Raw genomic sequence first — 13,339 nt, 5'->3', positions numbered from 1 at the left:
AATGGCAACAAAACAAAAAGAAGTAACAACCTTTGACGTCCAAGTAGCGGAATTTATTCGCAATCATAAAAAAACTGGTACAGCAACTGATGATGAAATCAATAACGCCCTCGTAATTCCCTTCACTTTAGATGTGGAAGGTATTGAGAATCTTTTGCAACGCATACAAGATGCTGGTATCTCAATTACGGACAACGAAGGAAATCCAAGTGCGCGTGTTTTGAGCACTGAGGAAGAACCAGAGTTGACTGATGAAGATTTGATTGGTTCAACCTCTGCTAAGGTCAATGACCCTGTCCGTATGTATTTGAAAGAAATCGGGGTTGTGCCTCTGCTTACAAATGAAGAGGAAAAAGAGTTGGCCCTTGCTGTTGAAGCGGGTGATATCGAAGCGAAACAACGCCTTGCAGAAGCTAACCTTCGTTTGGTAGTATCTATCGCTAAACGTTATGTTGGACGTGGAATGCAGTTCCTTGACTTGATCCAAGAAGGAAACATGGGCTTGATGAAGGCCGTTGATAAATTTGACTACTCTAAAGGGTTCAAATTCTCAACTTATGCGACTTGGTGGATTCGTCAGGCTATTACTCGTGCCATTGCTGACCAAGCTCGTACCATCCGTATCCCAGTTCACATGGTGGAAACCATTAACAAGCTTGTTCGTGAACAACGTAATCTTCTTCAAGAGTTGGGACAAGATCCAACTCCTGAACAAATCGCTGAACGCATGGATATGACACCTGACAAGGTTCGTGAAATCCTCAAGATTGCCCAAGAGCCGGTTTCTCTTGAAACGCCAATTGGTGAAGAGGATGACAGCCATCTTGGTGATTTTATCGAGGATGAAGTGATTGAAAATCCAGTGGACTATACAACTCGTATCGTTTTACGTGAGCAGTTGGATGAAGTGTTAGATACATTGACTGACCGTGAAGAGAATGTCTTGCGTCTCCGCTTTGGTCTTGATGATGGGAAAATGCGTACCTTGGAGGATGTTGGTAAAGTCTTTAACGTAACGCGTGAACGTATCCGTCAGATTGAGGCCAAAGCTTTGAGAAAACTTCGCCAGCCAAGTCGAAGCAAACCACTTCGTGATTTCATTGAAGATTAAGTTAAGGGAGAGTGAAGATGGCTTACACAGAAGAACAGATTGAAAATATCAAAACACGTATTTTGACAGCACTAGAAGAAGTGATTGACCCTGAATTAGGGATTGATATTGTCAATCTAGGCTTGATCTACGAGATTCGTTTTGATGGCGATACAGGTGAGACTGAAATTGATATGACCTTGACAACCATGGGTTGTCCCTTGGCAGATCTTTTAACCGACCAAATCTATGATGCTATGACGGATGTTCCAGAGGTTACTAACGTTGAAGTCAAATTAGTTTGGTATCCAGCTTGGACAGTTGAGAAAATGAGCCGTTACGCTCGTATCGCTTTAGGCATCAAGTAAGTAAATTATAAAAAGAGAAATAGTGTAGACGCCAGGAAATTCCCAGCTTTTATGCTATCTCTCTTTTTATTTGCTGATTTTATTTGAAGAAAATGGTATAATGGTTACTATGGAAAAAGAGAAATTACGCATCAATATGCTAAGTTCAAGTGAAAAAGTGGCGGGCCAAGGTGTGTCTGGTGCTTACCGTGAACTGGTACAGCTTTTAAAACGAGATGCGAAAGACCAACTGATCGTAACAGAAAATCTTCCAATCGAAGCGGATGTTACTCATTTTCATACGATTGATTTTCCTTATTATCTCTCGACCTTTCATAAAAAACGTTCTGGACGTAAGATTGGCTATGTTCACTTCTTACCTGATACCTTGGAAGGTAGTTTGAAGATTCCATTCTTCTTAAAGGGGATTGTCAAACGCTATGTATTTTCTTTTTATGACCGTATGGAGCATCTGGTTGTGGTCAATCCTACCTTCATTGAGGATTTGGTGGCTGCTGGAATTCCACGTGAAAAAGTGACCTATATTCCTAACTTTGTCAACAAAGAAAAATGGCATCCGCTTCCTATAGAGCAAGTTGAACAACTTCGTAAAGATATGGGAATTGATGAGAATCAGTTTGTAGTCGTTGGTGCAGGTCAGGTTCAGAAGCGTAAAGGAATAGATGACTTTATCACTCTAGCTGAGGAATTACCTGATATCACTTTTATTTGGGCTGGTGGCTTCTCTTTTGGGGGAATAACCGATGGTTATGAACGCTATAAAAAGATTATGGATAATCCTCCTAAAAATCTAATTTTCCCTGGAATTGTTGAGCCAGAACGGATGAGAGAACTCTATACCTTGGCTGATCTTTTCTTGCTTCCAAGTTATAACGAGCTCTTTCCAATGACGATTCTAGAAGCTGCGAGTTGTGAAGCACCCATTATGCTTCGTGATCTAGATCTTTACAAGGTCATTCTTGAAGGAAATTACAGACCAACAAGTGATGTAGAAGAGATGAAAGAAGCTATCTTGGAATATCGAGAGCATCCAGAAGCGTTGAAAGCGTTGAAAGAAAAGGCTAAGGCCATTTCAAGAGAATATTCAGAAGGGCATCTTCTTGAAATCTGGCTAAAATTCTATCGGGAGCAAGCAGCTTTAGGAAAAAAATGAGGTAGTATATGCGAATTGGTTTATTTACAGATACTTATTTCCCGCAGGTCTCGGGTGTTGCGACCAGTATTCGAACCTTAAAAACAGAACTTGAAAAGCAAGGACATGCCGTCTTTATCTTTACAACAACAGATAAGGATGTTAATCGTTATGAAGACTGGCAGATTATCCGTATCCCTAGTGTTCCTTTCTTTGCCTTTAAGGATCGACGTTTCGCCTATCGTGGATTTACAAAAGCTCTTGAGATTGCTAAGCAATACAAGCTGGATATTATTCATACGCAGACTGAGTTTTCTCTTGGTTTATTAGGGATTTGGATAGCGCGTGAATTGAAAATTCCAGTCATTCATACCTATCATACCCAGTACGAGGATTATGTTCACTATATCGCTAAAGGGATGTTGATTCGTCCAGGTATGGTAAAGTACCTTGTGAGAGGCTTCCTTCATGATGTTGATGGAGTGATTTGTCCAAGTGAAATTGTGCGAGACCTTCTATCAGATTATAAGGTCAAAGTAGAAAAACGAGTTATTCCTACAGGGATTGAGCTAGCCAAGTTTGAACGACCTGAGATTGGACCAGAACATATCGTAGACTTACGTGATAAATTAGGCATTAAGAAAGATGAAAAGATGCTTCTTAGCCTTTCACGTGTTTCTTACGAGAAGAACATTCAAGCTGTTCTGGCAGCACTTCCAGATGTTCTAAAAGAAGAGCAAAATGTTAAATTAGTCGTAGCTGGAGATGGTCCTTATCTGGAAAATCTCAAGGAACAAGCATCAGATTTACAGATTCAAGATTCTGTTATTTTTACAGGGATGATTGCCCCAAGTGAAACCGCACTTTACTATAAGGCTGCTGACTTCTTCATTTCAGCTTCAACTAGTGAGACGCAAGGCTTGACCTATCTTGAAAGTCTTGCAAGTAAGACTCCAGTAATAGCTCACGGAAATCCCTATCTTGATAACCTCATCAATCATAAAATGTTTGGAACTCTTTATTATGAAGAGAGAGATCTAGCAGGGGCTATTTTAGAAGCTTTAATTGCAACTCCAAAGATGGATGAAAAACTTTTGGCTGAAAAATTGTATGAAATTTCAGCTGAGAATTTTGCTAAGAGAGTACATGAATTCTATCTAGATGTTATTATTTCAAATAATTTTGAAAAGAAATTGACTGCAGATGAACCTGTTACGAAACGCATTTTAAAGACAGTATTTTATATACCACAACAAGCAGTGTCTATGCCGGTCAAGGGTTCAAGACGTATGTTGAAAGCTTCTAGAAAACAGTTGAGTCATTTAAGAAAATATTTGAACGATTAATCGAATCAAAGAAAGGAAATAAAAAAATGAAAAAGAAATTTATGAGAAGTGGTAGAGATCAAAAAATCGGTGGTGTATGCGCTGGTTTAGCTAATTATTTTGATATTGACCCTACAATCGTACGTGTGATTTGGGGAGTTCTAGCTTTCTGTTATGGTGCTGGACTTATTGCTTACTTGATTTTGTGGGCAATCGCTCCTGTATCTGATGAATATTAAGATTAGAGTATTATAGTAAAGGAGAAAAAATGGCATTTGGTGATAATGGGAAACGTAAAAAAACTTTCTTTGAAAAACTAACGATGTTTGTCGTATTAATCATGTTATTTGTAACCTTAGCAGGTATCTTTGCTACAGCTATCGGTGTATTTAGCAGATTTTAAAATGCTAGATTTTCTAGCAAGTAATAGTTGGTGACTGGGATTTCCCAGCCCTTTTTAGAGTGAGAAAAGAATATGAGTATGTTTTTAGATACAGCCAAGATCAAGGTCAAGGCTGGAAACGGTGGCGATGGGATGGTTGCCTTTCGCCGTGAAAAATACGTCCCTAATGGCGGTCCATGGGGAGGTGATGGAGGTCGTGGTGGTAACGTTGTCTTTGTTGTAGATGAAGGTTTACGTACCTTGATGGACTTCCGTTACAATCGTCATTTCAAAGCCCAATCGGGTGAAAAAGGGATGACCAAAGGAATGCACGGACGTGGTGCGGAAGACTTGATTGTTCGAGTACCTCAAGGTACAACTGTGCGTGATGCAGAAACTGGAAAAGTTATCACTGACTTGATCGAGCACGGCCAAGAGTTTATCGTTGCTCACGGTGGTCGAGGTGGTCGTGGGAATATCCGTTTTGCGACACCAAAAAATCCTGCTCCAGAGATCTCTGAGAATGGAGAACCTGGTCAGGAGCGCGAATTACAGTTAGAACTTAAAATCCTTGCGGATGTTGGTTTGGTTGGCTTCCCTTCAGTTGGTAAATCAACTCTGCTTAGCGTAATTACCTCTGCAAAACCTAAAATTGGTGCCTACCACTTTACAACAATCGTTCCAAATCTTGGTATGGTCCGTACCCAATCAGGTGAGTCCTTTGCAGTGGCAGACCTTCCTGGTTTGATTGAAGGAGCAAGTCAAGGTGTGGGCTTGGGAACTCAATTCCTTCGCCATATTGAGCGTACTCGCGTTATCCTTCACATCATCGATATGTCAGCTAGTGAAGGACGTGATCCTTACGAAGATTATCTAGCTATTAACAAAGAGTTAGAATCTTACAACCTTCGTCTGATGGAGCGTCCACAAATTATTGTTGCTAATAAGATGGATATGCCAGAAAGCAAAGAAAACCTTGAAGAATTCAAGAAAAAATTGGCGGCTAACTTTGATGAGTTCGAGGAATTACCAGCCATCTTCCCAATATCAGGTTTGACAAAACAAGGTTTAGCACCTTTATTGGACGCAACGGCTGAACTTCTTGATAAGACACCAGAATTTCTTCTTTATGATGAGTCAGAAATGGAAGAAGAAGTTTATTATGGCTTTGATGAAGAAGAAAAACCATTTGAAATTAGTCGTGATGATGATGCAACTTGGGTACTTTCAGGTGAAAAACTCATCAAACTCTTTAACATGACTAACTTTGACCGCGATGAGTCTGTTATGAAATTTGCTCGTCAGTTGCGTGGTATGGGAGTTGATGAAGCTCTTCGTGCTCGTGGTGCCAAGGATGGAGATTTGGTTCGTATCGGTAAGTTTGAGTTTGAATTTGTGGACTAGGAGATAGCGATGGGAGATAAACCGATATCTTTCCGAGATGCTGATGGAAATTTTGTTTCTGCAGCAGACGTCTGGAATGAGAAGAAGTTAGAAGAATTATTTAATCGCCTCAATCCAAATCGTGCTTTGAGACTAGCAAGAACTAAAAAGCAAGCTGAAAATAACAAATCATAAAATAAACCCGTGATGATAGGCATCACGGGTTTTCTGGTTTACTAACTACTTTTGGAATGGAATTTCAAGACTAGACTGTGCAAGGTCTACAGTCAAGTGATAGTCTGTATTGTCACGTACAGTAATCTCAAAGTCTGTTGTGTAAAGAACGAGACGTACTGTATCGCCTTCTTTTAGTTTGTAAATAGTTGGTTGCAGTTCAAATTGGAACTCCATCCATTCATCTGGATTGATCTCTTCGATTTTCAGCAAATCATGACGGTTCTGAAGGTTGAGATAGCCTTTGGTGATGACGCGCTGAGCATTTGGACTAAATGGTAGCTCGCAAAGATTTTCCAGCATGTGGTAACGACCATTATCAATCGTACGAGCAGACAAGACTCCTGGATACAGTTGTAGGTATTTCTTTTGACCAAGTTCGAGAAGTTGGGCAGATAGTAAGCCTTTATTTGTACTTGACTTGAGACGAAGGTTTAGTTTAACACGACCATTGATATGAAGATCTTCAGTCACTGGCAGATCAATGGTAATCTGATTCACCTTACCTTGATAAAGTTCATTGTTAAAGGTTTGGTAAGTCTTTCCAAATCGTTCGAAGTCAGAATCTTGGTAATGATTTTCAATGACAGCTTCCTCAGTACCTAAAGAGAAAGTTTTATGGTCAGTTTGACTTCCAAAATCTTCAAGTGACAGCCAGGTTTGAGGAGCAGTATTGTCTTGCCAAACGACTCTTGGAAGTTGGTAGTCAGAGTTTTGACCCAATAATTTCTGTGTCAAAAGGGCATTCATAGATTCACGGAAATCAATAGACTGCCAGTTGTTCATATAAACATGGGCGCCGTTATGGTAAAAGAGGTGTTTATTAATATGACTTGGAAGAGCATTGAACATTTGATAGACGTGAAGTGGTTTTACATTCCAGTCTTGTGAACCGTGGGTAAAGACAACTTCAGCCTTAACTTTTTCAGCATTAAGAAGGTAGTTTCTATCATGCCAGAATTGGTTATAATCCCCAGTTTTACGGTCTAGATTTTTCTTCAGTTCTTCTAAAGAATCTTTATGAGCCTCGTTTCCTCGGATATAGTCACCGGCTAAGAGATTACGAGAATAAGTTAATTCATCTAATGAATCGAAGTCTTCCCCTGGATAGCCACCAGGGCTTGTTACCAGACCATTTTCTCGGTAATAGTTGTACCAAGAAGAAATACCGGCTTCAGCAATGATGACCTCTAAACCATCAACTCCTGTAGTAGCAAGACCATTTGACATTGTTCCTAGATAAGAAAGACCAGTAGTTGCTACCTTACCGTTGGACCAGTCAGCCTTGATTTGACGTTCACGACTATGGTCTGTAAAGGCACGACAACGGCCATTGAGCCAATCAATGACATTTTTATAGGCTTCAACTTGTCGGTAGTCACCATTAGTCATCTGACCTTGAGAATCCTTTGTACCAAGACCAGATACGTAGATATTGGCAAATCCTCTTGGAAGGAAGTAGTCGTTAAGTGTGTAGCTGCTATTGATATGAGTGAGTTTTTCTTCAGCTTCAGAAACAAGTTCAGCATCCCCAACAGGTTCAACCAAGTCCAGGTTTGGATTTTCTAACGTAATTTCATGTGGTTCCTTGACTTCTAGTTCGACTTCCATCTTATAGAGAGCCTTATCGCTTGCTTTGTCATTGGTTCCTTGATGGTAAGGACTTGCAGTCATGACTGCTGGAATTTTGCCATTGTCAGTCGGACGGATGATGCTAACCTTGACCAAATCAGGTAGACCATCATTATCAGAATCAATACGAGTTTCCACATAAACAACTTCACGAATAACATTGTTAGTTGAGAAAGTAGCCAAACTCTTTCCATTGAAGTAGTGGTAATCATTGTCCTCAGGGATAAGACCATCACTAACTAGCTGATCAATCAAGGTATTTCCTTTTTTAGTGCGCGTGTTAAGGACTTGATAGAGATTGTCAATCAAATCTCCGTATACAATAGGGAATGCCGTTTCTTTATGAAAAGCTAGACCATCTTCAAAGTCTATTAAGTAGTTGAAACCAAGCAACTGAAAGGCAACAGTATAGAAAATTTCTGAAGTTAATTCACGATCAGAATTGAAGAAAGTGAGTAGATCAGTTTCTTTGTCAACCGCTAAAGTTGAGAGGGGATAATCCGTATTTTTATAATTGAAAAAATAAGTTCTAACAAAAGCTTCAAACTGTTCTTTATCAGAATTTGATTGATCAAGCTTGAACCCAAGGTTGGATAATTCCTGTAAAGCTTCTTGCTGGCTTACAGGATAGTAACTGAATTGATTAAAACGCATAGATGCCTCCTTTGAAGAATCATTAAATTTATTATATCAAAAAAGAAGGGAAAATGATAGAATCAGCTGGTTTGGAAAGATTAAATTGCTATTATTCTAACAGAGCATAAGAGAGTGATTTAACAAGCCCTATCTTGAATTTTTGAGTATCATTAAAGCTTATGCTATACTAGAAATATGTTAGATTTGGAGAAATATAGTGTGACCATGTGGGAAGAGGACAAGATTTTCTCTTTCCGTCAAAAATTATTAGCCTGGTATGACGAAAACAAGCGTGATTTACCCTGGAGACGAAGCAAGAATCCTTATCATATCTGGGTATCTGAAATTATGTTGCAGCAGACTCGAGTTGATACCGTCATTCCCTATTATGAACGTTTTTTGGACTGGTTTCCAACTGTTGAAAGCTTAGCAAATGCAGCTGAGGAACGCTTATTAAAAGCTTGGGAAGGACTTGGCTATTATTCTCGTGTCCGCAATATGCAAACAGCCGCTCAACAGATTATGAGTGAGTTTGAAGGCAAGTTTCCGTCAACTTATGAAGGTATTTCAAGCTTAAAAGGGATTGGTCCTTATACAGCTGGTGCAATTTCTAGTATTGCCTTTAACCTTCCGCAGCCTGCAGTAGACGGCAATATCATGCGCGTTTTGGCACGTTTATTTGAAGTCAATCATGATATTGGAAATCCTAGCAATCGAAAAATATTTCAAGCGATGATGGAAGTTCTGATAGATCCTGATCGTCCAGGTGATTTCAATCAGGCTTTGATGGATTTAGGTTCAGATATTGAGGCTCCTGTTAATCCAAGACCGGAGGAGAGTCCTGTTAAGGAGTTCAGTGCTGCTTACCAACATGGGACCATGGATCGCTATCCCATTAAGGCTCCAAAGAAAAAGCCAATCCCTATTTTTCTAAAGGCTCTTGTAGTGCAAAATAGTCAGGGTCAGTTTCTATTAGAGAAGAATGAGAGTGAAAAACTCTTGGCTGGATTTTGGCATTTTCCCTTGATTGAAGTTGATGAATTCTCAGACCAGACTCAGGACCTGGACCTTTTTAGTCAAGTAGCGGAGCCAATTCTAGAACTGGGACCATCTCCACAGGAGAGTTTTGAACAGGACTATGACCTTGAAGTTGATTGGCAAGATCTACGTTTTGAAGAGGTCAAGCATGTTTTTAGCCATCGTAAATGGCATATCCAGATAATTGCAGGACAAGTTACTAAGACACAGGAATATGTTGATAGAGAAGTCCTTTGGTTAAGTCCAGAAGAATTTAGCAATTATCCCATAGCCAAACCTCAGCAAAAGATCTGGCAAGCCTACTTGAAAAGAAGCTGCTAGTATCGGTCTTTCGTGTCTTCTTTACATTTTTTTGGTATAATGAGATAAGGAAAAAGGTGACTAAATGAAAAAAATACTAATTGTAGATGATGAAAAACCCATCTCAGATATTATAAAATTTAATATGACCAAGGAAGGTTATGAAGTTGTAACTGCTTTTAATGGTCGTGAAGCTCTTGAACAATTTGAAGCTGAGCAACCAGATATTATTATCTTGGATTTGATGCTTCCAGAGATTGATGGACTTGAGGTCGCAAAAACTATTCGTAAGACAAGTAGTGTTCCCATTATCATGCTTTCAGCAAAGGATAGTGAATTTGATAAGGTTATCGGGCTTGAGCTTGGGGCGGATGACTATGTAACCAAGCCATTTTCAAATCGTGAACTACAGGCCCGTGTTAAAGCTCTTCTCCGTCGTACAGATCTTGTTTCAGTCGATAACCAAGAACCTGAAACGAAATTACAAAGTCTGCAGATTGGCGATTTGGAGATTTTACCAGATGCCTACGTGGCTAAGAAATATGGTGAAGAGTTAGATCTAACCCACCGCGAATTCGAACTCTTACATCATTTAGCGTCACATATTGGTCAAGTGATCACCCGTGAGCACCTCCTTGAAACTGTTTGGGGTTATGACTACTTTGGGGATGTCCGTACAGTAGACGTAACCATTAGACGCTTGCGTGAGAAGATTGAAGATACACCAAGTAGACCTGAATACATCCTAACTCGTCGTGGAGTGGGATATTACATGAGAAATAATGATTGAAGTAATTAAACAAACAATCTTGACGAGTGACTTTATCTTTATCCTCATCCTAATTGGCTTTATTATGCTGGTGACTTTTCTTCTTATTGAGAGCCGTCGCGATAATATTCGCCTTAGACAATTAAACCAGAAGGTTAAGGATTTGATTGCTGGTGATTATTCTCAGGTTTTGGATATGCAGGGAAGTTCAGAGATTACAAATATCACCAACAATCTTAATGATTTGTCAGAAGTAATCCGTTTGACTCAGGAAAATCTGGAACAAGAGAGTAAAAGGTTGCATAGTATCTTGTCCTACATGACAGACGGGGTACTTGCGACCAATCGTCGTGGTCAGATTATCATGATTAATGACATGGCTAAGAGACAACTTGGAGTTGAAAGGGATGATGCTCTTAATCAAAATATCTTGGAGTTACTCAAAATTGAAGAAGAGTATGAGCTGAGAGATCTCATTACCCAAAGTCCTGAATTGATGATTTATTCCCAAAATGTGAATGGCGAGTATATCAGCTTGCGCGTGCGTTTTGCCTTGATTCGTAGAGAGTCTGGTTTTATCTCTGGTATAGTAGCAGTCCTACATGATACGACTGAACAAGAGAAGGAAGAACGTGAGAGAAGGCTTTTCGTTTCGAACGTTAGTCATGAGTTGCGTACACCTTTGACAAGTGTAAAATCCTATCTTGAGGCTTTGAACGAAGGAGCCCTAACAGAACCAGTTGCTCCAGATTTTATCAAGGTTTCTCTTGATGAAACCAACCGTATGATGCGGATGGTAACAGATCTCTTGCATCTATCACGGATTGACAACGCGACTAGTCACTTAGATGTTGAGTTGATAAACTTTACGGCCTTTATCACTTTTATCCTTAATCGTTTTGATAAAATGAAAAGTCAAGATGAGGAGAAGAAGTACGAGTTGGTGAGAGATTATCCGATTACTTCTGTTTGGATTGAGATTGATACAGACAAGATGACCCAGGTGATTGACAATATCCTGAATAATGCCATCAAATATTCACCAGATGGTGGAAAAATCACTGTAAGCATGAAGACTACGGATGATCAGATGATTTTGTCCGTCTCCGACCAAGGTCTAGGGATTCCAAAGCAAGATTTGCCGAAAATTTTTGACCGTTTCTATCGAGTAGACCGAGCAAGAAGTCGTGCCCAAGGGGGAACCGGACTAGGATTGGCTATCGCCAAGGAAATCATCAAACAACATAAGGGTTTTATCTGGGCCAAGAGTGAATATGGCAAGGGCTCTACTTTTACCATCGTACTTCCATACGATAAAGATGCCGTGAAAGAAGAGATTTGGGAGGATGAATTAGAAGACTAGAATGAGTGATATCGGTTTTAAATACAGTATTTTAGCATCGGGTTCCAGTGGAAATTCTTTCTACTTGGAAACACCCAAAAAGAAAATTTTAGTAGATGCGGGACTCTCTGGCAAAAAAATTACAAGTCTTTTGAGTGAAATCAATCGTAAACCAGAGGATTTAGACGCTATCTTGATTACGCATGAACATTCAGATCATATCCACGGCGTGGGCGTTCTGGCTCGCAAGTACGGCATGGATCTTTATGCAAATGAGAAAACCTGGCAGGCTATGGAAAATAGTAAGTATCTCGGTAAGGTTGACTCGTCGCAAAAGCATATTTTCGAGATGGGTAAAACAAAAACCTTTGGTGACATCGATATCGAGAGCTTTGGTGTGAGTCATGATGCAGTCGCGCCACAGTTTTATCGTTTTATGAAGGATGACAAGAGCTTTGTCATGCTGACAGATACGGGCTATGTTAGTGACCGTATGGCTGGCATTGTCGAGAATGCAGATGGCTATCTGATCGAGTCAAATCATGATGTGGAAATTCTGCGAGCAGGATCTTACGCATGGCGACTCAAACAACGCATCCTATCTGACCTTGGTCACCTCTCAAACGAGGATGGTGCAGACGCCATGATTCGTACACTAGGTAATCGTACCAAGAAGATTTACCTAGGCCATTTGTCTAAGGAAAATAATATCAAAGAACTCGCTCATATGACTATGGTCAATCAGCTGACCCAGGCAGATCTGGGAGTAGGAGTAGACTTCCAAGTTTATGATACTTCGCCAGATACTGCGACACCTTTAACTGATATATAAAAAAGAAGGCAAAAGCCTTCTTCAGAACGAAGACAAACGTCATTTTTAGCGTTTGTCTTTTTCTCTTTTCAAAAATATAGTCAATTGAAACAAGAATAAGACGACAGAGACTCGTAAAAAGTATTGCAACTTGGTAATACCTTTTTGAGGTGCTTTTTGATATGAGCCCATTTCTTCTCAATAGGATTGTACTCAGGTGAGTAGGGAGGAAGTGGTAAAAGTTTATGCCCAAACTCTTCACATAAGAGCTCTATCTTACCCATTCTATGGAATCTTGCATTATCCATACTAATAACCGATGGTTTGTTTAATGTTGGTAAGAGAAACTTCTGAAACCAAGCTTCCCAAAATTCGCTTGTCATCATCTCTTCGTAAGTCATTGGAGCTATTAACTCACCATTTGTTAGCCCAACAACCAAAGAAATCCTCTGATATCTTCTTCCAGATACTTTACCTCTTATTAACTGATCTTTAAATGAGCGACCATATTCTCGATAAAAATAAGTATCGAATCCTGTTTCATCAATATAAACAGGTGCTAGGTTCTTTAAACTATTAAAATGTTTAAGAAATAAAGCTACTTTTTCTGGGTCTTGTTCATAGTAGGTGTGGTTCTTTTTTTTCGAGTGAACCTCATAGCTTTAAGAGCATAGTGAATGGTAGTTGGATGACAGTCAAATCCAGAAGCTATTTCAGTCAAATAAGCATCTGGATTGTCAGCAAGATAGGTTTTAAGCCTATCTCTATCAACTTTTCTTGGTTTTGTTCCTTTTACTTGATGGTTTAGATCTCCTGTTTTCTCTTTTAGTTTTAACCAGCCATAAATGGTATTACGTGAGATTTGGAAAACGTGTGATGCATCTGTTATACTACCTG

Annotated in this window: 14 protein-coding genes; 12 read left to right on the top strand and 2 right to left on the bottom strand. The window is 39.7% G+C overall.

Annotated features, from left to right (window positions below; all coding sequences use genetic code 11):
• Position 1 precedes the first annotated feature (1 nt).
• From rpoD to ADH90_RS11400, 8 genes are all read left to right on the top strand, one after another.
• Positions 2-1,111, top strand: coding sequence for an RNA polymerase sigma factor RpoD (gene rpoD / locus ADH90_RS06290; RefSeq protein ID WP_000201894.1), 1,110 nt, complete (start codon positions 2-4; stop codon positions 1,109-1,111).
• A 17-nt stretch (positions 1,112-1,128) separates the two neighbouring features.
• A complete protein-coding gene (locus ADH90_RS06285; RefSeq protein WP_000331926.1) occupies positions 1,129-1,458 on the top strand; it encodes a metal-sulfur cluster assembly factor in 330 nt (109 codons plus the stop codon).
• A 100-nt stretch (positions 1,459-1,558) separates the two neighbouring features.
• Positions 1,559-2,611 carry a glycosyltransferase family 4 protein gene (locus ADH90_RS06280; RefSeq protein ID WP_080982634.1) on the top strand — a complete coding sequence of 351 codons (1,053 nt, stop codon included), beginning with the start codon at positions 1,559-1,561 and terminating at the stop codon, positions 2,609-2,611.
• An 8-nt stretch (positions 2,612-2,619) separates the two neighbouring features.
• Complete coding sequence (locus tag ADH90_RS06275; protein WP_049530438.1) at positions 2,620-3,936, top strand: glycosyltransferase family 4 protein; 1,317 nt, start codon at positions 2,620-2,622, stop codon at positions 3,934-3,936.
• 26 nt (positions 3,937-3,962) lie between these two features.
• Positions 3,963-4,154: a PspC domain-containing protein gene (locus ADH90_RS06270; protein WP_052689745.1), complete on the top strand. Its 192-nt coding sequence runs from the start codon at positions 3,963-3,965 to the stop codon at positions 4,152-4,154.
• A 29-nt stretch (positions 4,155-4,183) separates the two neighbouring features.
• Complete coding sequence (locus tag ADH90_RS06265) at positions 4,184-4,318, top strand: DUF4044 domain-containing protein (RefSeq protein WP_000863850.1); 135 nt, start codon at positions 4,184-4,186, stop codon at positions 4,316-4,318.
• Between the two features lie 72 nt (positions 4,319-4,390).
• Positions 4,391-5,701 (top strand): GTPase ObgE, encoded by a 1,311-nt coding sequence (obgE, locus tag ADH90_RS06260; RefSeq protein WP_049530437.1) that lies wholly within the window; start codon positions 4,391-4,393, stop codon positions 5,699-5,701.
• 9 nt (positions 5,702-5,710) lie between these two features.
• Positions 5,711-5,875 carry a hypothetical protein gene (locus tag ADH90_RS11400; RefSeq protein WP_049502767.1) on the top strand — a complete coding sequence of 55 codons (165 nt, stop codon included), beginning with the start codon at positions 5,711-5,713 and terminating at the stop codon, positions 5,873-5,875.
• A 45-nt stretch (positions 5,876-5,920) separates the two neighbouring features.
• Here ADH90_RS11400 and ADH90_RS06250 read toward each other — a convergent pair whose 3' ends face one another.
• Positions 5,921-8,200, bottom strand: a complete 2,280-nt coding sequence (locus ADH90_RS06250; RefSeq protein ID WP_049530436.1) for a Xaa-Pro dipeptidyl-peptidase — start codon at positions 8,198-8,200, stop codon at positions 5,921-5,923.
• 177 nt (positions 8,201-8,377) lie between these two features.
• Between ADH90_RS06250 and mutY the strand changes: the two genes are divergently transcribed.
• From mutY to ADH90_RS06230, 4 genes are all read left to right on the top strand, one after another.
• Positions 8,378-9,541, top strand: a complete 1,164-nt coding sequence (mutY, locus tag ADH90_RS06245; protein ID WP_049530434.1) for an A/G-specific adenine glycosylase — start codon at positions 8,378-8,380, stop codon at positions 9,539-9,541.
• Positions 9,542-9,605: 64 nt separating this feature from the next.
• On the top strand, positions 9,606-10,310 hold the full coding sequence (gene yycF, locus ADH90_RS06240) for a response regulator YycF (RefSeq protein WP_049530433.1): 705 nt from the start codon (positions 9,606-9,608) through the stop codon (positions 10,308-10,310).
• Entirely contained in the window at positions 10,303-11,652 is a 1,350-nt protein-coding gene (vicK, locus tag ADH90_RS06235; protein ID WP_049530432.1) for a cell wall metabolism sensor histidine kinase VicK, read from the top strand. The genes yycF and vicK overlap by 8 nt, the downstream gene beginning before the upstream one ends.
• A gap of 1 nt (position 11,653) precedes the next feature.
• The gene (locus ADH90_RS06230) at positions 11,654-12,463 is read left to right on the top strand and encodes an MBL fold metallo-hydrolase (RefSeq protein ID WP_049530430.1); all 810 of its coding nucleotides are present in this window, start codon (positions 11,654-11,656) and stop codon (positions 12,461-12,463) included.
• Positions 12,464-12,543: 80 nt separating this feature from the next.
• On the opposite strand, the gene ADH90_RS10840 is transcribed toward ADH90_RS06230, so the two are convergent.
• Positions 12,544-13,339, bottom strand: a protein-coding gene (locus ADH90_RS10840; protein WP_152904481.1) for an IS630 family transposase whose coding sequence is annotated in 2 segments (ribosomal slippage) — positions 12,544-13,073 and positions 13,073-13,339 — 797 coding nt annotated over the 2 segments. Because the reading frame shifts where the segments join, the coding sequence is not laid out codon by codon here. This gene is flagged as partial in the annotation.

Source organism: Streptococcus pseudopneumoniae, assembly GCF_001073085.1.
GTDB classification, from domain to species: domain Bacteria; phylum Bacillota; class Bacilli; order Lactobacillales; family Streptococcaceae; genus Streptococcus; species Streptococcus pseudopneumoniae_M.
This window is presented reverse-complemented; position numbering and strand designations above follow the sequence as displayed.

Coding starts and splice junctions, on each gene's coding strand:
- rpoD (WP_000201894.1), top strand. CDS start 2: ATGGCAACAAAACAAAAAGAAGTAACAACCTTTGACGTCCAAGTAGCG.
- ADH90_RS06285 (WP_000331926.1), top strand. CDS start 1,129: ATGGCTTACACAGAAGAACAGATTGAAAATATCAAAACACGTATTTTG.
- ADH90_RS06280 (WP_080982634.1), top strand. CDS start 1,559: ATGGTTACTATGGAAAAAGAGAAATTACGCATCAATATGCTAAGTTCA.
- ADH90_RS06275 (WP_049530438.1), top strand. CDS start 2,620: ATGCGAATTGGTTTATTTACAGATACTTATTTCCCGCAGGTCTCGGGT.
- ADH90_RS06270 (WP_052689745.1), top strand. CDS start 3,963: ATGAAAAAGAAATTTATGAGAAGTGGTAGAGATCAAAAAATCGGTGGT.
- ADH90_RS06265 (WP_000863850.1), top strand. CDS start 4,184: ATGGCATTTGGTGATAATGGGAAACGTAAAAAAACTTTCTTTGAAAAA.
- obgE (WP_049530437.1), top strand. CDS start 4,391: ATGAGTATGTTTTTAGATACAGCCAAGATCAAGGTCAAGGCTGGAAAC.
- ADH90_RS11400 (WP_049502767.1), top strand. CDS start 5,711: ATGGGAGATAAACCGATATCTTTCCGAGATGCTGATGGAAATTTTGTT.
- ADH90_RS06250 (WP_049530436.1), bottom strand. CDS start 8,200: ATGCGTTTTAATCAATTCAGTTACTATCCTGTAAGCCAGCAAGAAGCT.
- mutY (WP_049530434.1), top strand. CDS start 8,378: ATGTTAGATTTGGAGAAATATAGTGTGACCATGTGGGAAGAGGACAAG.
- yycF (WP_049530433.1), top strand. CDS start 9,606: ATGAAAAAAATACTAATTGTAGATGATGAAAAACCCATCTCAGATATT.
- vicK (WP_049530432.1), top strand. CDS start 10,303: ATGATTGAAGTAATTAAACAAACAATCTTGACGAGTGACTTTATCTTT.
- ADH90_RS06230 (WP_049530430.1), top strand. CDS start 11,654: ATGAGTGATATCGGTTTTAAATACAGTATTTTAGCATCGGGTTCCAGT.